At 40.3% G+C, this 18,806-nt stretch carries 16 protein-coding genes; 10 read left to right on the forward strand and 6 right to left on the reverse strand.

Annotation, left to right across the window (positions count from 1 at the left end):
* Positions 1-389 precede the first annotated feature (389 nt).
* Complete coding sequence (locus H6G83_RS01130) at positions 390-1,520, reverse strand: succinylglutamate desuccinylase/aspartoacylase family protein (RefSeq protein WP_190465765.1); 1,131 nt, start codon at positions 1,518-1,520, stop codon at positions 390-392.
* Positions 1,521-2,020: 500 nt separating this feature from the next.
* Here H6G83_RS01130 and H6G83_RS01135 point away from each other — a divergent pair, with 500 nt between their 5' ends.
* The 9 genes from H6G83_RS01135 (at position 2,021) to H6G83_RS01175 (ending at position 9,904) form a co-directional block, all read left to right on the forward strand.
* Entirely contained in the window at positions 2,021-2,965 is a 945-nt protein-coding gene (locus tag H6G83_RS01135) for a J domain-containing protein (RefSeq protein WP_190465767.1), read from the forward strand.
* Positions 2,966-3,128: 163 nt separating this feature from the next.
* Positions 3,129-4,343: an ATP phosphoribosyltransferase regulatory subunit gene (locus tag H6G83_RS01140; protein ID WP_190465884.1), complete on the forward strand. Its 1,215-nt coding sequence runs from the start codon at positions 3,129-3,131 to the stop codon at positions 4,341-4,343.
* An 80-nt stretch (positions 4,344-4,423) separates the two neighbouring features.
* The gene (locus H6G83_RS01145; protein WP_190465769.1) at positions 4,424-4,648 is read left to right on the forward strand and encodes an indolepyruvate ferredoxin oxidoreductase subunit alpha; all 225 of its coding nucleotides are present in this window, start codon (positions 4,424-4,426) and stop codon (positions 4,646-4,648) included.
* A 543-nt stretch (positions 4,649-5,191) separates the two neighbouring features.
* Positions 5,192-6,001 carry a PEP-CTERM sorting domain-containing protein gene (locus H6G83_RS01150; RefSeq protein ID WP_190465771.1) on the forward strand — a complete coding sequence of 270 codons (810 nt, stop codon included), beginning with the start codon at positions 5,192-5,194 and terminating at the stop codon, positions 5,999-6,001.
* Between the two features lie 64 nt (positions 6,002-6,065).
* The gene (locus H6G83_RS01155) at positions 6,066-6,809 is read left to right on the forward strand and encodes an ABC transporter ATP-binding protein (protein WP_190465773.1); all 744 of its coding nucleotides are present in this window, start codon (positions 6,066-6,068) and stop codon (positions 6,807-6,809) included.
* A 179-nt stretch (positions 6,810-6,988) separates the two neighbouring features.
* Positions 6,989-7,711, forward strand: a complete 723-nt coding sequence (locus H6G83_RS01160) for a carbonic anhydrase (protein ID WP_190465775.1) — start codon at positions 6,989-6,991, stop codon at positions 7,709-7,711.
* A 560-nt stretch (positions 7,712-8,271) separates the two neighbouring features.
* Positions 8,272-9,006 carry a carbonic anhydrase gene (locus tag H6G83_RS01165; RefSeq protein WP_190465776.1) on the forward strand — a complete coding sequence of 245 codons (735 nt, stop codon included), beginning with the start codon at positions 8,272-8,274 and terminating at the stop codon, positions 9,004-9,006.
* Between the two features lie 97 nt (positions 9,007-9,103).
* Positions 9,104-9,511 carry a GxxExxY protein gene (locus H6G83_RS01170; protein ID WP_190465886.1) on the forward strand — a complete coding sequence of 136 codons (408 nt, stop codon included), beginning with the start codon at positions 9,104-9,106 and terminating at the stop codon, positions 9,509-9,511.
* A gap of 147 nt (positions 9,512-9,658) precedes the next feature.
* A complete protein-coding gene (locus tag H6G83_RS01175; RefSeq protein WP_190465779.1) occupies positions 9,659-9,904 on the forward strand; it encodes a hypothetical protein in 246 nt (81 codons plus the stop codon).
* Positions 9,905-10,026: 122 nt separating this feature from the next.
* On the opposite strand, the gene H6G83_RS01180 is transcribed toward H6G83_RS01175, so the two are convergent.
* The 4 genes from H6G83_RS01180 to H6G83_RS01195 all read right to left on the reverse strand — a co-directional run bounded on the left by H6G83_RS01180 (position 10,027) and on the right by H6G83_RS01195 (position 15,208).
* Positions 10,027-11,010, reverse strand: coding sequence for a phosphatase PAP2 family protein (locus tag H6G83_RS01180; protein ID WP_190465782.1), 984 nt, complete (start codon positions 11,008-11,010; stop codon positions 10,027-10,029).
* Between the two features lie 327 nt (positions 11,011-11,337).
* Positions 11,338-11,610: a cupin domain-containing protein gene (locus H6G83_RS01185; protein ID WP_190465784.1), complete on the reverse strand. Its 273-nt coding sequence runs from the start codon at positions 11,608-11,610 to the stop codon at positions 11,338-11,340.
* 22 nt (positions 11,611-11,632) lie between these two features.
* Entirely contained in the window at positions 11,633-11,980 is a 348-nt protein-coding gene (locus H6G83_RS01190; protein ID WP_190465786.1) for a Mo-dependent nitrogenase C-terminal domain-containing protein, read from the reverse strand.
* A gap of 702 nt (positions 11,981-12,682) precedes the next feature.
* Complete coding sequence (locus H6G83_RS01195; RefSeq protein ID WP_190465788.1) at positions 12,683-15,208, reverse strand: CPBP family glutamic-type intramembrane protease; 2,526 nt, start codon at positions 15,206-15,208, stop codon at positions 12,683-12,685.
* Positions 15,209-16,273: 1,065 nt separating this feature from the next.
* Between H6G83_RS01195 and H6G83_RS01200 the strand changes: the two genes are divergently transcribed.
* On the forward strand, positions 16,274-17,488 hold the full coding sequence (locus H6G83_RS01200; protein WP_190465790.1) for an MFS transporter: 1,215 nt from the start codon (positions 16,274-16,276) through the stop codon (positions 17,486-17,488).
* A gap of 34 nt (positions 17,489-17,522) precedes the next feature.
* Here the strand turns inward: H6G83_RS01200 and devC are convergent, their stop codons facing one another.
* Positions 17,523-18,695 (reverse strand): ABC transporter permease DevC, encoded by a 1,173-nt coding sequence (gene devC / locus H6G83_RS01205; RefSeq protein ID WP_190465791.1) that lies wholly within the window; start codon positions 18,693-18,695, stop codon positions 17,523-17,525.
* Positions 18,696-18,806 lie beyond the last annotated feature (111 nt).

The following is an 18,806-nucleotide window of genomic DNA, read 5'->3' on the forward strand; positions in this document are numbered from 1 at the left end:
TCTTGTTTCAGTTTAATCTACTACTTAATACATTTTGATATATTCTCAAAAAAATGAGATATGAATACATAAACATATAAAAATTATCTTTCCTTAAGGGGGTTGATCTAATGTAGATGCTATGCTTTTCTTCTGAGCAGATTCAATTACTAACTTTTTTCGATAGATGATAAAACTTCTTATTATGTTAGGACTTACGCAAGTGTCATAATCAAACTAAATGTAGGGTGCGTCAGCCCCAATAATTTTGTACAGATTCAAGGATTTTCCACATCTGACTCACCCTACCCCAAGTGTCAGTTGCGTGAGTGCTGTATGTTTAAGTTATTGCTGCGCTACCTGATTTAATTTTGTGATTATACATGACCATGAATAGATAAAGCAGGTTTTTAGTAAACAATCCCCAAAACAAATTCACCTTGATTAACAGCTTGATTAGTGGAAATATCATACACTAACCCATCATCAGCCGCATATACGTCGATCAGCTTGGGTAGCTGATTTTCCTTATTAAAACTGAGAATTTGATATAGTTTGTCCCCCGCCTTGACTTGCGTACCTAATTGTACTCTGGATTGAATCATCCCGCCGGCGATCGCATAATATTTTTTCCGATTCCGACTTTCGGCAAAATACATTTCATGAGATTTGCTGGCGGGTAAAGGTAAGCCATCAGTTTGTAAAATCCCCTTCTCAGCTAGATAGTTTTTGATACCTTGAATACCTTTAACAACAGAATCAGGATTCATTTGCATTCCCGCACCCAATTCTAAAGTCCAAGCTTCTATATCAAATTGAATTTCCTGACCCAATTGCTGAAAACAATCTTCTAAAGCTAACCAAGGTTTAATAAACGCTTCATCGAAAGCATCACCATCATATTTATTTAGCAAAATGCCAAAATCTAGTAAGAAATACTTGGCGCTGTCTTCCCGATGGCGGAAGTAATAAACATAGTCTAAACCTTGATTATTGGAACTATGGATATCAATTAAATAATCTGCGTCTAAGCTGAGAGATTGTAATTGATAGCGGAATCTTTCTGTATAGGGTACACTAGCGGCAGAGTTAATTTGTGTGAGATTTTTAGTAAACTTTTCCTGAATTAGATGCAGATAATTTTGGCGAATTTCTTCTAAACTCAAATCAAGTTGCAACTTAGAAAAACTGAGTAAATCATCAGCTTCCTTTTCGTAATCCCAAAATATGCGATTCCAATCTTTAGATTCATAAGGACAATATCGCCCTGGGGAAAAATGTTGAGCGCGTTCATTAGTTCCCATAGGATTACATACAGGAACCAGCCAAATTTCTCCAATTAAATCAGTGTCTTTAATGGATACAAAATATTCAATTAACTGATGAATAACAGCATTCCCAACGACTTCTGCGCCGTGGAGATTTGATTGAATATAGACCTTTTTTCCAGGTTGAGCGCCGATGAACTTGTAGACTTGTAAATGTAGGCGATCGCCCGAAGCCATTTGACGCAAAAATATAGTTTCAATCTGAGGAAACATAACAACCTCATGAATAATTTAAGTAAATAAAAACCAAACACCTTAGAGCCTATTTATAAAGTAAATATACAGTAAATCTTAAGTAAATATTAAGTAGGGTGTGTTACGGCAGAGCAAAATGTTGACACTCCCACGGCTAAAAGCCGATGGGCTTTCTGCTCCCGAACTTGTAATTGGTAATTCCTTATAGCTTACGGCTATGGTTTACTTTACTTAAGTATACGAGGAATTACTGAGAAATGAGATGGATCTTGCTGACCTTCTTGATTTAGCAGTGGCTAACTAAATTAGGACAGAGGAAAATTATCAAAACCCAATAAAAACAACCTCTTCAGCCTGTTATCAGCCTCCAATCCCCAGTCTTTGATCCCCAGTCCCCAACCATAAATTAAAGATTCGCCAAAGAGTAACAAATAATTGCTGTATACTACTGACGTTTAGCCACACAAGCACAGTAAACTAGAAAAAATCTTACGGCTCTCTTGGTGCAAAACCGCTATATGTCTCTCAGAATAGATCGTGGTTTATTTAAATATGATTTCATAGACCATCACGCAATCTTGTGTGTGTCTGTTGATGCGGATGTCAAAGAAATCCGCAAAAGATATCTGAAAATTGCTCGTCACTTGCACCCCGATAGCAGTTCTATCACTACTCAGGCAGAAAAAAAATTAGCCAGCGAACTATTATCTAAGTTGGTTAACCCAGCCTACGAGACACTATCAGCAGAACGAACTCGTTCGGAGTACATCATAGTGTTATCTCAAATGGGTAAGCGTTTATTACAGGAATCTGCTTCGATAGAATTGACTACTGATTTAGCCAAACAGCTAGCATCAGCGCCCAATATCGATCTAGTTTATAAAAGTGCGATCGCCAAAATCGCGGAGACTCAATATAACTCGCTTAAAGAGGCGATAACCATCATTTCCCAAATCAGCGAGTTGAATTTAGTTTACTTGATGCGGACGGCTGGGAAAAATTTTGCTCCACCAGCCGCTAAACCTCCTGTTAACTCCGCTCCTCCCCAACCAAAACAAACACCTGCACCACCTCCACCAGAACCCCCTAAAGAAGATTCATCTGTTGAACAGTATCTGCGCCGCGCTCAAACTTTAATTGAAAAAAACCAATTTCCCCCAGCCGAAATAGAGTTAAAAGACGCACTGAAAATCTCACCTAAAAGTAGCCGTTGTCATAGTTTGTTGGCTTTTGTTTATATGCGACAAAATAAATTGAAAATGGCTAAAATTCATTTTGATAATGCACTAAAATTAGACCCCAAAGATGCAACAGCATTGGCATGGAAACCTAAAATAGATAAAGTTCTAGGTCAACAGTCTAGTAGTTCTAATGTCAAGACACCTGCCAATACTGGCGATAAACAGCCGGAAAAATCTGGCGGTGGTTTGTTCGGTGGTTTGTTTGGTGGGAAGAAAAAATAGTCGGTGACTGATGCTAAGTGCTGTTGCACATTAGCGGAGGACTCTAACCTTCAAAATGTTATGATACACCAGCTGACCACGCCACTAGCAAATTACTACCAACCACAAGGTGTTTGAGACAAATATAGTAAATCAGCGTGGGGAATCACATAACGGAGGATTAATGGTGTATCAACCAGCAGCGGGAGCGAGGGATTTACTACCCCTAGATGTGGCTCAAAAACGCTGGATTGAAGATAAGTTACAACAAGTGTTTCACCGTTGGGGTTATCACAGAATCATCACCTCAACGTTGGAACGCATGGACACCTTGATGGCGGGTGAAGCAATTCAACGTCAGATGGTGATTCAACTGCAAAGTTCGGAAGATGAAGAATTAGGGCTGCGTCCAGAGTTGACGGCTTCTATTGCTCGTGCTGTTGTTACGCGCATGGCAAGCGTTACTTATCCGCAGCGCCTGTACTACAATGCCAATGTCTTTCGCCGCATCTGGGAAAATCGCCATAATCGTCAGCAAGAGTTTTATCAAGCTGGTGTGGAATTGTTGGGTGGTGGCGGACTTTTGGCAAATGCAGAAGTTTTGCTGTTGGTAGGTAATTGCTTGACAGCACTAGGTTTACAGGATTGGCATTTAATTTTAGGCGAAGCGGGAATCACGCGATCGCTCCTCAATGCTTTCCCGGTGAATTTACGCGCCAAAGTGCGGAGTGCGATCGCCCATCTTGACCGCATTACTATAGATACTCTCCCCCTAACTGACGAACTGCGCGATCGTGCCAGAATCATGCTAGACTTGCGCGGAAACAGCGCTGATGTGTTGCAAAAAGTCAGTAGCCTCAATTTAGATGCAGAACAACAAGAGGCGGTCAATAACCTCAAATCTTTGGTAGAGTTATTAGAATCTGGGGGCAAATTTCCCATAATTCTCGACCTGAGCCTGATTCAAACCATAGACTACTACACTGGTATTGTCTTTGAGATTGTCAGCAGCATTGATGCACAAGCCAGAACTTTAGGACGTGGTGGACGCTACGACCAGCTTTTAGGGCTATATCATCCCCAAGGGGAAAACATTCCGGGGATTGGATTTGTCCTCAACATTGAAGATTTATATCAAGTTCTGTTATCTACTCAGCAATTACCACAAGAAACCCCGGCGAGTGATTGGTTAGTTGTCCCAGAAACACCCACAGCCCAAGGTGCAGCCTTTGCCTACGCCCAAAAACTACGTGAATCTGCTGATTTGGTAAGAGTAGAAATAGACCTGGGTGGAAAAGATCAGCCAGCTATTCAAGAATACGCCCGCGATCGCGGTATTGCCCAGATCGCTTGGATTAAAGCCGATGGATCACCAATAATTGAAAAGGTGAGTCCATAGTCCATAGTCCACAGTTTAAAAATCTTGTAACTGTTGACTAATGACTATTGACTATTGACTATTGACTAAAGAGAGGGAATATGCCACACACTATTGTTACTGATGTCTGTGAAGGTGTTGCCGACTGCGTAGATGCTTGCCCAGTGGCTTGTATTCATGAAGGCCCTGGTAAAAATGTTAAGGGAACAGATTGGTATTGGATTGATTTTTCTACTTGTATTGATTGTGGTATTTGCTTGCAAGTATGTCCCGTAGAAAATGCGATCGTCCCAGAAGAAAGACCTGATTTGCAAAAAACTCCGTAATTACAATTACTTTTAAGAAACACAGGTGACAGGTGACAGGTGACAGGTGACAGGTGACAGGTGATAGGTGATAGTTTTTATTCTCCTCTGCTCCCCTGCTCCATTCCCCTCCAGGGAGGGGCTAGGGGTGGGTTGCTCCCCTGCTATTCCCTGTAACCTGTAACCTGTAACCTACACCCCTGTGTTTCTTGACAGATTAGGTACTCAGGGAACTTACTTATATTAACAGGCATCTCCTCAACTTGGAGAGTGCCTGTTTTTTATATGAATGTACGAAATTATTACTAAATTATCAAATAAATATCAAAGATTACTCAATTTATTGTAAAAAATAGAAAGCTATCTAGTAATTTAACAGTGACTATACTGTCATGAGTTTAACTTGTACATCATGTATTGCCTGTTAACTATCAGCTGTTAAAAGTTAACCAACAACTAACTTGATTATTGATGGATGTGAATTAAAATCGTAACAGCTTATTAACTAGACTACTTCATCCAAAGTAGTAAAAATACGTACATAATAAATAATCATAAGAAATCATGAAAAGGCTAAGTATCTTACCTCTTGTTCAGTTCTGCGTCTTGAGTCTATCTTTTGCAGCAATTAACTTGCTAGGATTGCCAAAAGCCACAGCAGCAACATTTGAGCTTACCTTTACACGGTTAGAAGGAATAATCAATAAAAATATCAGAAATGGAGCCGGAACCGCGATTTATAGAGCTAGTTTGCCAACTGGCTATGATATTACTGCAATTCAAATTAGCGACATCATAGGCATAGGAGGTTCTCCAGGCCGATTTACTGGTTTGGATTTAGATGCAGTTAAAATCAGTGATAAGTTAATTACAAATGCCGAAGATATCAAGAATCTTACTGGATTAAGTGTATTTGATTTCAACTCAGAGCATACTAAATTTGTAGCAGGAACTCAGCGTGATCCTGGCAACTCAAAGTTCAGGGACTTGTTTAAGGGCGACCATTTATTCGGGACTAAAAAATGTGGTGATAATCAATATTGTGTTGATAACGATATTGCCACACTAGGTAATTTCGATGCCAATGCCATAACTGATAACACCGCTAGAGGATTTATGAGTTTTGGCGACGGTGGACAACTTATATTGAACCTTACCCAAACAGTCTCGACCTATGAACAGCAACCATTATATTTTTACGCTGCCGAAGTGGGTGATAATGAAAGACTAAGAGGCCGGGTAACTGCGACTGGCAGAAAAAGGAGGGTTCCAGAACCTAGTGGCTTGGGTGCTTTGTCTTTGCTGGGACTCTACTTAACAACAGGTATCAAGAAAAAAAGAAAATCGTTTAGCAGCAGAGTTGATAAATTATAATTAAGTTTTTTCGCAAACATAGGTTGATCACCTATGTTTTATCATTTTAAAAATAAAGGATTTTATGTCAGGTTCAGCACCAAATTTCCCTCCTCTGCTAGAAGTTGAGAACGTTCATGCAGGATACATCAAGGATGTGGATATCTTGCAAGGTGTTAATTTCCGGGTTGAAGCAGGGGAATTAGTCACAGTAATTGGCCCTAATGGTGCTGGTAAGTCTACCTTAGCAAAAACCATTTTTGGACTTTTGACTCCCCACACAGGCACAATTAATTTTAAAGGTAAGAATATTGCTGGACTCAAATCAAATCAAATTGTGCGCCTGGGAATGTGCTATGTGCCACAAATTGCTAATGTCTTTCCTTCCTTGAGTGTGGAAGAAAACTTAGAGATGGGGGCTTTTATTCGCAATGATAGCTTGCAACCATTGAAAGACAGAATATTTACCATGTTTCCTAGATTAAGCGATCGCCGTCGTCAACGCGCCGGTACTCTCTCCGGTGGAGAACGTCAGATGCTAGCGATGGGTAAAGCCCTAATGTTAGAACCCAGTTTACTAGTTTTAGATGAACCTTCAGCCGCCCTATCCCCAATTCTCGTAACACAAGTATTTGAACAGATTAAACAAATCAACCAAGGGGGAACAGCGATTATTCTAGTAGAACAAAATGCCCGCAAAGCCCTAGAAATGGCAAACCGTGGTTATGTACTAGAGTCAGGACGCGATGCAATATCCGGCCCCGGACAAGAGTTGTTGAATGATCCCAAGGTAGCCGAATTGTATTTGGGTGCAGGGAAAGGGCATTAATTGGGGACTGGGGAAGGGGGAAAGGGGGAAGGGGGAAAGGGGGAAAGGCACAACTGATAACTGATAACTGATAACTGATAACTGTCAACTGTCAACTAAACCGTATACGAAGGTACTCTCCCGCCTTTGTTAAGTTTGGTATCTTTCTGGCAACGGGAAAACTGTTGTTGGGTAGTTGAATGAGTCGCATTAATGGATTTATTGGTCGTCGTCATTTTTTAAGCTTGACAGGTACGGCTAGCTTGGCTGTTGCTGTTGGCGGTTGTAATCAGCTTATCGGTAAACAACCAGCTAGTGCTGATGCTAAATCAATCAATCTTAATCCAGTAAATTCACAACAAGCTTTAAAACTTTTACTGGATGGTAATCGAAGGTTTGTTAAAGGTACACCAAAATATCCTAACCAATCACGGCGACGGTTGCAAGCGATCGCCAAAGCACAGTATCCTTTTGCAGCAATATTAGGATGTGCAGATTCTAGAGTCCCTGCGGAAATTGTTTTCGACCAGGGACTTGGGGATTTATTTGTGGTGCGAGTTGCGGGTAATATTGCTAGTGATATGGCGATCGCTAGCTTAGAATACGCTACATCTGTATTAGGTACAAGGTTAATTGTGGTGTTGGGTCATGAAAACTGTGGTGCTGTGGCAGCTGCTATCAAAAATGAACCACTTCCCGGCAAAATTGGGGACTTTGTGGAAGATATCAAACCCGCCCTGACAATGGTAAAATCTACCAGCAAAAATTTTGCTCAAGCCGCAATTCAAGCTAATATTCAATACCAAGCAGAAAAGCTCAAAGAAAAATCAACGGTCATAGAGCAATTAATTAATCAAGGCAAACTCACAATTGTTGGAGCTGCTTACAACATCAACACAGGACAAATATCTGTTATTTCCTAATAGGATATGTGGGTAAGTAAAAACTTGCTCACCAATATAATATCTATAGGACTTACGCAAGTGTCATCATCAAACTAACTGTAGGGTGCGTCAGCCACAATAATTTCGTACATATTCTGTGGATTTTCCACATCTGACGCACCCTACCCCAAGTGCCAGTTGCGTAAGTCCTGTATTTAATTGGGCTAATTGAGAAAGTTCAACTTATTATTCTTAATTACACTCATATTACTAGAAAAATTCAAATATCTGCAAAAAGTAATATTTTTTAACAATTATGAATTACTAACCCATAGATAGTACTGGTACTTAAAAGGAAATGATATATACTTCGTGTTACCATAATTTTCTTAAATAACAAATTAGTACAATTGTTAGACAAAATTTTGGTATAGTCCAGAGAATAACAAAGCTTGATAATACTAGGTTGCAATAATTCGTAACTTTTTTATTGCCCCAAAGGTGCTTTTCTCTCAATTGGATGGTGTCTTAGGGTAGAAATTTTATGAGTTTTATTAACAGTAACCTAGTCAAAGTTTGCTGGTAAAGATGAGGGGATCATGAGCCGAATTAATGGATTTGTTGGCAGACGGAATTTCTTAAGATTAGCTGGTGTGGGTGGTATTGGTATTGGTGCTAGTGCTGTAGGTAGTTTACTTTGGCAAGGAGAAACTGCTGTTGCACAAAAACCATCAAATCCTCCAGAAAAACCTCAACCAGTGAATCCACAAACTGCTTTAGCTAGGTTACTTGAAGGAAATAAGCGCTTTGTTGAGGGTAAGCGCTTATACCCTCACCAATCAAGATTACGTTTACAAGAAACTGCTGAAGCGCAATATCCATTTGCAGCTATACTGGGCTGTGCAGATTCTAGAGTACCTTCGGAAATAGTTTTCGATCAGGGATTAGGAGATTTATTTGTTGTTCGGGTGGCTGGTAATGTTGCCAGTCAAACTGCTATAGGTAGTCTAGAATTTGCTACAGCTGTGTTAGGCGCACAATTAATTGTCGTTGTCGGTCATGCAAGATGTGGTGCAGTGATAGCAGCCGCTAAAGGTGATCCTCTTCCAGGGAGAATTGGCGTTTTTGTGGAAGAAATCAAACCTGCTGTAGAAAGAGTGAGAAATAAGACTGGCAATTTAGAAGAAAATTCTATTATTGCTAATGTCCAATATCAGGCGGAAAGATTGGGAGAAAGTTCGACCATTTTAAGAGGTTTGATGAAAGAAAATAAACTGAAAATTGTTGGTTGTCGTTATGATTTAGCTAGCGGGAAGGCGACATTTTTGGCTTAAGTTTTAATTTCAGTGTTTTTATGGGGAATATTAATAAAGTAAGATTTTTACTTTATTAATAGCTTTCCCAATGGATTTTAAGGATAAAAAACCGCCGATGCACGCCGATAAACACCGATGGGAGTTGGAGCGGATCACGGAAAGGGTAATTGGTTGTGCGTTTATAGTAGGTAATAGTTTGGGATCTGGGTTTTTAGAAAAGGTTTATGAAAATGCCTTGGTTCATGAGTTACGGAAGGCTGGATTGTTTGTACAGCAACAGTATGAAATAGAAGTCAAATATGATGGGGTTGTAGTTGGACAATTTTTCGCCGACTTACTGGTTGAGTCATCTGTATTAGTAGAATTAAAGGCAGTGAGAACTCTGGAAACAAACCATTTTGCCCAATGCCACAATTACCTCAAAGCCACTAATGTGAAGTACCTACACTTCTGCTTTCCTTCGGAACGCTCCGCGAACGCAGTAAGTGTAGGCTTCCTGTCTCATTTGCCACTGCTCTGTTAGGAACATTGTAAAAACAATGTGCGTTACCAAAAACGCTCCGAGTCTTATGCAGCATCTCTGGGGAAACCCCCTTTATCTAGTCAATGCTAGAACCCAGGCAGCCGCCCTGCTTCCCAAGGCAGTTTAATTGTTAATCCGAGAATTTACATGGAGTGTGCCTATGCGTCCCAGTGGCAAATTCCCTTCCCCCTTGCTCACGCTAGTTACCTCCGCAAGCGTCGTACCGCTAGTACAGACGAGATTAATCGCGTCTCTACACGTTTTGTTTACAGCCGTGTGGGTGGGTCAATGACCATTTATATATTACCATGTACAGTCGGGGGTCAACTCGTCGCCGCCCCGCCATTCATCTCATCACCTCCCTTCCCTACGAGACGCTACGCGAACGGGTAGGTGAGAGGCTTCTGTCGGTTTAAGCTAATCAATTTTGGCAATCCCAAAGTCGAAATTAAACGCATCGCACATAATTTCTAAATTTCCATTATCGGCGTTTATCGGCGTTTATCGGCGGTTTTTTATCCTATCTGCATCCTCATCACCCCTGAGTCCTTCCTAAGCGCGTCTTGTAGAACAGCAATGCAGACAATTAACCATAATAACCCGGCTGCATAGCCAACCAACACATCAGTAGGCCAGTGTACGCCTAGATAAAGGCGACTAAAACCTATTGCTAAAATTAAAGCAACGGTAGAGGCTAAAATTGGTTCGCGCCATTGGGGAAATTCTTTAGCTAAAGCATAGCCGATATAACCATAAACGGCGGTAGAAACCATTGCATGACCGCTAGGAAAACTGTAGTGAACCGCATGGACTAGATAATCCCACAATGCTGGACGCGCTCTAGCAAACAATTCTTTCAACAGATAATTTAACCCTACTGCGCCGACTGTCGTTATACTCAAGCCGACTGCTTCCCGACGACGATTATTATACCACAGTTGCCAACCAAACGCTGAAGAAATTAATACAAAGGGTAGTGGTTCACCTAAAAAGGTGATGGACTGCATTATCCGGTCAAGCAGGGGACTGTGTATTTTCTGAATTGCTAGTAAAATACTCTCGTCTAGACCGTATGTAAACAATAGTCCGGCGCTAGCTGCAAAGGTAGTGGCTGTTGCGCTACAGAGAATAACTTGAGAATCAAATTTGTCTTGTGGCTGGACTACAGGCTTTGTGAGGGGGAGATTCAGGGAAACTTTTCTGTAATCTAAGATAATACCTTGCAGGAGGGAGGCGATCGCATCCCAGGTAAAATTGGGGTGAAAAACCACCAAGACATTACCCGTTAAAGGATTTGCATTTGCTTGAGTAATGATTTCCGACTTTGATAGGCGTATTTCGAGATATTTTTTCAGCGCTTCACAACGATAGAGTCCATTTACCTTAAATCTGACTCTACCCTTAACAGCAGTATGTACTGCTCGAATTAAAGAGTAGCCATTGGATAGATGACCAGGATCATCATTAATTTTTTGTTTGGGCGATCCCTGTAATAACATTCTGCTAGAGGCTAAAAAATAGACTTATATCTCTTAATTTTAGCGACAAGGTTTGTCATCAGGACTAAAGTCCTGAATACGAACTCCATATACGCAGAAATTCACCACAGAGGCTTGATATTTACTTTTAAGAATATTGCTTAGGCTATGGAGTCGCTACGAGTTCTGAGAAAACCTGATATAAGCGAATTATCTATTGTGCCATCTTAGCTTATAACACTCGCTGCAACTCCATAAAATCTCTCAATTGATTGATGAGATACTGAAATTATTCTACAGCAGAGAAGATGAGAATCCAACAGAAGCAACCTGATGCCAAAATCTTGGCTAATCAAAAGTATAATGTTTCTTCACGTCGCTTTTAATTTCCCATGTACAGGACATTCCAGCCGGAAAAGTGACTAAATCTCCTTTACCCATTGTTACTGGTTGTCCGCCATCAGGCGTAACAATGACATCACCTGCCAAAAAATAACAAGTTTCTTGAGTATCATAAGTCCAAGGAAATTTGGAGGCTTCTTTTTGCCAAATCCCCCATTGGTAAACACCTAACTTTTGGAGTATTTCTGGACTGGGTTGATGCTCAATTTTGATTTCCATGTTGTCTGTTCCGGCTTTCTATTTAGCAGTAGGACTGGATGTCTTCTCCACATTGATCTACTAAATAACATAAGGCGCGAAAACGCAAACTCACAAATTCCTCATATAGAGGATTAAGCTTGCACATAGGAGGAATATGGGCAATTCTGCGACCAAATAGTGTAATGTCACGCTCAAAAGGACACTGAGCAGGAATTAATTTAGCTATAAAGTGAGCTAGTTTACGATTTTGAATTTCTACGGCATCAATCCATTGACGTAAAGGTTGCCATAAATCTATTCTAGATTGAGTATTTTGTTGCTGATTGGCGATGGGGTTAATAACAGCAGATAGGACAAAATGTTCGTTTTTGGTCTTGAGCGCAGTCATAATATTTAGTCTCCTTTGAGGTAATTAGCTAATGAGCATTTGGATATTTACCATACAATTTAAAGCCTGAATTTGGAGGAATTTGTGAGAATTGATAAACCTGACACAAAACGTTTAATTCCAGGGATTTTGTAGGTAAATAGGATTATCTTATTATTATTTAATCCTACGGGATGAGTAAGAACTGTCCCGTTAAATACAAAATAACAAAGAAAATATAAAAGTGGTATTTCTTTAACTTATATATTGCTGATACTGGAGATAGCGATCGCATATATTAAATTTAAATCTCCTTTACATAAACAACACAGTACCCTAAGAGACAGTTTTCTCCAGAAAAAACCATTTTTGCTGAGGCTGTAGCAATATTTCCTCAGAGCTAAACTCTACGGACAACTGATTTTAGAGTATGCAGTATCAAATAAAATGTTATGTAGATTACATAAGTAGACATGATGTTTATTTAATAAGTTCCCAGTGATGGTAATTTGGTTTGAAAAGAGTGAATCTACTGGTGTAGAGAGGGGACAGGGGACAGGGGACTCTTAACAGGGAAGGGTATAGAAGAATAGTGGAGTGTACTGATTTTTCCTCAGATTAAATACTATTTTTACATCCTTTGATAAGCACAAATTAATCTACTTATGCTGATGCTTTATCAAAACTTGAAAAAATTGACATATTTACCTTAAAAAATGTCTTTTATCTAATTCCAATGCTCAACTTTTGTCTGCCTCCCAAGGCAAGTAGCCAGACTAATACTACAATCCAATGGATGAGGGCGATCGCCCACAAGGAACCTGTTAAACCATAGGCTATTGTACATGACAAACCTAAAAGTCCGGTTAAGGTGAGAAATATGGGATGGAAAAATGTGGGAAATCCTTCCTTGTAGAAGGTTTTGGCGTTGAGGGGATGGTAAAGGAGGAAGAGGAGGACTATTAAACCAGCCCATAATGTCCATCCATACCAGTTAATTACTTCTAGGGGATGGGGAAGCGGTAATACGCGGAAGGCTATTTCTTCAGTTAGGGCGGGAAATATGAGGGTGCGTAATATTATCGCTAGTTGGTACAAGGGTTTGCTAGGGGTGAAACTCCAAGACAAAAAGCCGGAACGTAAGCCTATAGGTAAAGCGATCGCACTATATATTAAGACTATTACCCCGACGATCAGCCAATCTCGCAGATTTGGCATGACCAAAGATGCTAGTAGTCGGTTTAATAAAGTGGGTATGGGTGCAATGTTGGTGAAGGGGATCGTGATCAGACCTAATCCCAGTGTGGGCGCTACGGGGGCGATATCTGGGTTATCTCCGCCAATTTGATTGGTACGCAAAAACCAGAGTTTAGCACCATGTCGCAAAAATAAGGAGGCGAGTTCGTCTTGTGCTTGTCTAGGAACCATTGTACGCCAACTTGTTAAGCCTGCCCAAAGGGTGCCATCGCGGAAAGGTGCTTGCTCATCCCCGATCCCCATGAGATAATCTGCGTTACTTTGCCAGTCTGCACGCACGATCCCCAAGGGTGTTAGTTGACGTTTCAAGGATGCAGTCAGACTCACCAACTGTTGAAAGCGCAAAGTTTGGGGATCATCAGGATGTTGACTCAACCACTGTTGAATTGCTGGGTTGGCGGCGACTTGTTCAGTGATTATTTGTATGGCGGTGTAAAGTGCTTGACTAGCATCTTGGACGCAGGAAGTCGCCGGGGAAACTGTGGCGCTACCAGTACCGTCACCTGTGCGATAACGCGCCATCATTACTTGCAATTGTCGCTGAAATTCTGTCACCGGGGAAAGCTTGATCCCGTCAAAGTCATAGTCTTGAGTGACTGGGGGAAACTTCATCAATACATCAGAAATGGGTCTTGTAGCTGCCCATCCCCTCTGTAAGTTACCCATATATTCTGCCCAGGAATGTCTACCAGAAATGATCCCGTCGGGGTTATTGGCATAAATTTGTTGATACTCGATGGCAAATTGTAGTTCCTTGGTGATGGGGTCATGAACTACTTGCGCCAGCCCAAAGGCAAAATGTCCGGTGATGGTATATGCAGTGCTACCTTCACTCTTTTTACCACCGATGCCACCAAAGTTATGTAAGACTATAGCGCGATCGCCTTCTTGCCAAGTAGATGTGGTAACTGGGGTTGGACTGGGGCGGGGATCAAGTAAAACAGTACGAATTGTGCCTTTGTCTTGGGGTTTAATCTGCCAATTCTCAGATTTAATATAAGTTAGCCCTGCTTGTTCCCCTAAAACTACGTATTGCGGTTGCAGTTGTAATAGCGATCGCGGTACTATTGCCTGGACAATAAACATTCCTTGAGTATTTTTAGCACCATAAATATACCAACCTGCTTTTCCGGCTGGGGATTTCTCTATCTGTCTGGGGGTGGAGGGGGGAATATTTCTAGTATCAACCACCTGTTGGGGAATTCTGATGGTTTCCGCCACACCATCAAAGTCCCCAGAGGCGGGATTATAATGACGTACAACAAAGAAATCACTGGGACAGGGGGGAGTACCTGGACAAGTCGCTGGTGCAGGATATTGGCTGCTGGTGGGTTCTGGATGGAGGATTTTTACCAAACCGTAGAACCTTCCGCTTGTCATCATCGGTTCATGGGCAATTTGCAGGCTTGGCTGATTACTGTCTGCGACTAACTGGGCATCATCTAGAGTAACAATCACATCATCGTTTGGTCTAGCGCCCGCCAAGGATTGTAAAGGCCCGACTTGCAGACGACCATCTAAGCGGTATGGGTGGATAATCCCTTGGGCTTGACTTTGCTTTGCGCCATCAGTAAAACTGATATTTCGTTGTACTGCTGGCACATAAGACTGTAACATCGGCTTTTGCCATTCCAAGCGGACAGTTTTACCGACCAGATTTTGGGCTTCGGGTGGCGCTTGTTGGACTTCCATCCATACCCAATCTGATGTCGGTTGTATTTGCTGCTGATTTGGTAGTATTAATCTACCTACCCACCTGCCTACGGGTTGATAAAGGTTGGGGTTGATGGTTTGCTGGAGAGGGTAAGACTGTGATTGATGGAAATCCTGAAGTTTGTGAATGGCGTAATTGCTTTGTTTGATGGTAACTGAATGAGGTCGCGGATGAAACAGCAACCAGGCGATCGCACTTACTAGTACTACAACAACGAAGACCCTAATTTGCCTCATTTTTTGATGCAACCGTTTTTTAGACGGTTTTTCATTGACCATTGATGTTAAATTATACCTTTAAGATTGATGTGGTCAGATTTAGGCGTAAGTGTAACACGATACTAAAACTGTCCGGAAATTTATAATACTAGAATTTTTCTGGTACTGAGTTTTTTACTTGATTCCTAACTGTTTTCAGCCAGCAACTTGCTGCTTGTTGTATGAATTAATAGTTTTAAATACTTAATTTAATATGAGTTTTTAGTATTTTATCTATCAGACATAATTTACTATTTGCAGATTAGTACTTAAGTCTCTACATAAACATCACTATCTGAGAATATGATCTAAAAAAATGCTGTTTAAGCAGAATTATAATTATCGGATTCATACTTAATTTGGGAAAGATAGGTAGGGTCGGCAGTTCAGCACCCTACAGTTACTAAAAAAATGCTTTTCCAACAGAATTATGATAATAGTGGTGTTATACCAGGTGACAGGTGACAGGTGACAGCTTTAAAATCTGCTTGGTATCAGGATTTTATGATTTATCTCTGTCCTCACCTATCGGGGGACTGCTCTATCTACAGAAGAAATAGTTATTTTTCATACAAACAAAGCATGAAAAATATACTTTTTTTAGAAAAATATATATAAAAAAATGCCTTATAGAAAATATGATTCTCTTGCTAGAATGATGCTATCAGCCATCTTGGCTGTACTAGAAACCGTATTGTTTAATACTAATTAGAAAAATAGTGAGACGACAATCGGTCAAGCTTCCATTAGCTATCATTGAGAAATCCGGGGCGTTTGTATAAATAATTGAATAAATGAGTGACTACTTTTTTACTAGTATTGTTAAGGTGAATATGTTAGGACTTACGCAAGTGTCATCATCAAATTAACTGTAGGCTGCATCAGCCCCAATAATGTCGTACACATTCTGTGGATTTTTCACATCTGACGCACCCTAACCCAAGTGCCAGTTGTGTAAGTCTTGTATGTGATAGGACGTAATAAATAATTGTAGAAGTAGAGACAAATTCTGCATTTTTTAATGCGATTTTTCCAGAAACTTTGTTATACAATTCCACCACCAATCTAGAAAATTTCGGCAAAATCATGCTTAACTCGGTCAATACCCGCCCCGAAATTTTATGGCGACAAGTTTGGGGATTAGCCACTTTACTAGCAGCTATCATCTTTAGTTGGATGGCTTACGGATTTTATCAGCCGATAATTTTAGCAGAATTGAATTTTGCCGAACTGGTTGGTTGGTTAGGAATTTGGCAAAGTTTATTAGTAGCGGTGATAGAACCGATAATTGGTGAACTTAGCGATCGCATCCAGCAGCGTTTGGGTAGTCGCTTACCTATGATTAGTGTTGGGGTAGTATTGGCGGGTTTAATTTTTGTGGCGGTGTCGCTGTTAATTCAGCAGAACCTACCCCTTGGTGTACGTTGGATTATACCCATGTTGATGACCGTCTGGGTAATCGCCATGATGATTTTTCGCAGCAGTGCGATCGCACTTTTAACACAGTTTGCACCTAAAAGCGAATTACCCCAAGCTAATGCAGTGTTGGTGTTTGTCTTAGGGGGAATAGGCGCTTTTGGGCCGATTTTAAATACTTTACTCAACAGCATGGGCGCATCGATTACTTTTTTAGTGGGTGCGATCGCTTTAATTGTGGCAGCATATATCTTACAATTATTTACCCCCAAACATTCGCAGCATTTTTCTCACGCCCATCAACAACAAATAGCCAAAACTCCTGTAGAAATGTTCGTGTTGATTTTTATCATGGGTTTAGCCACAGGAGTAGAAATTAATCTGCTGTTATCAATATTTCCCCAACAATTACAGACACAACTACCCAACCTAACAGTAGACTTTATCACTTCGGCAATGTTATTAGTATCGGCAATAGTCTCAGTTCCTTTGGGAGACTGGACAGCACAACTAGGTGCAAATAAATCAGTGCTGTTGGGTTTGGGTACAATGACAGCCTTGATGGGACTAGCCTTATTAAATGATAGCGATAAATTAGCGATCGCCTTCATACTAGGTTTTGGTATCAGCTTCAGCCTAGTTGTTATTAGTATTATTCCCCTGGTATTGAGTAAAATCCATCCTAGTCGCGCAGGTTTAGGTACAGGATTGTATTTTGGCGGTAGTGCTGGCGCTACCGCCATAGTATCTTTGCTAGTCAAACAACTAGGAAGCACATCTATAGGTGCAGCTGCATTTTTGTTAGCTGAAGTTGTGTTTATAGTAGCAACTGTATGTATTATTCTGAGTCAAAAATTTCATTTACTTAGTAGTGAACAGGCTTGAAAGTCTCTTATAGGAGTAGTCACAAGTTAAAATCCTAAAATACATCTGCCGGGTCTACATTACGCAACTTATTTGTACATATAAAACCAGATGCAAAGCACATGAGGGTGATAAAAGTTAGTACCAAACTCGCTTTATCTATACTCATATTAATTGGTAAATTAGTAGCACCTTTTGCCACATCATACAAACCGAGAGATATAGCAAACCCAGGTATATAACCAAAAAAAGCTAATATTAAAGATTGGTGAAAAACGGCAATTAACAGATATTGGTTTTTAAAACCCATAGCTTTTAAAGTTGCATACTCTGTCAAATGACTAGCAATATTACTATAAAGAATTTGATGGACAACCACTACACCAACAATAAATACCATAATCACCATTACTTGAAACACAAATCCCACAGGCGCTCTTAACTGCCAATATTTTTTCTCCAAATTGATAAAATCTTGGTGCGTAATCACTATTACATCTTTAGGCAATTTCACTGTTATATTAGTCAAAACTTTTTGAGGATTAGCATCAGGTTTGAGCTTAATTAAGCCGATATCTACATTTTGTCCTGAACGGTCTGTGAATATTTGAAAAAAAGTAGAAGCACTCACAATCAAATTTCCATCAACTCCAAAGGATGGCCCCAGGCTAAATAAACCAGCAACTTTTACCTTATAGCCAACTGATGAAGCATAGTTAAATAGTTCAACAATGACGCTTTTACCTTGATCAAAATCCTCAGCAATAGGGCCAAATCCAGGTCTAGATATTCTGTCAAATAAAACCATGTTTGGTAATTGTAATAAACTCAATGCTTCCTGGGCAATTGATAATTTTAAACTGTCGTCGCATGGGTCAATACCAAGCACATAAATTGGTGATTTCAGCCCAGTTTCTGAATTTTTCAGTTTAGCGAACTGCATATATAAAGGGCTAACTGATTCTACATCATCAACACCTAATATTTGATATAAATACCAACGGGAAAAGCTTTGATGTAAAGTCAAGGATTGATATTGATTACTGATGATAAACAAATCGCCCTGTAAATTATCATGTAACTGTGTAGCACTAGTATATAGAGCATCTTGAAACCCAAGTTGGATAAACATCAACACGGCAATAAAAGTGATTCCAGTCAACGCCACACAAAAGCGAACTTTTTGTCGAACCAATTGCAGCCAACCTATAGGTATAGTAAAAATCATGCTCTTAATTCCAGGTTATCAAGATGAAATTAAAGTCAGGATTTACGCTGGAAAAAACCTCTGCGTTCCTCTGTATTTAAAAACAGTAACTATGTACCTCACTTAACTAAT

The organism is Anabaena azotica FACHB-119 (assembly GCF_014697625.1).
Classification (GTDB): Bacteria; Cyanobacteriota; Cyanobacteriia; order Cyanobacteriales; family Nostocaceae; genus Trichormus; species Trichormus azoticus_A.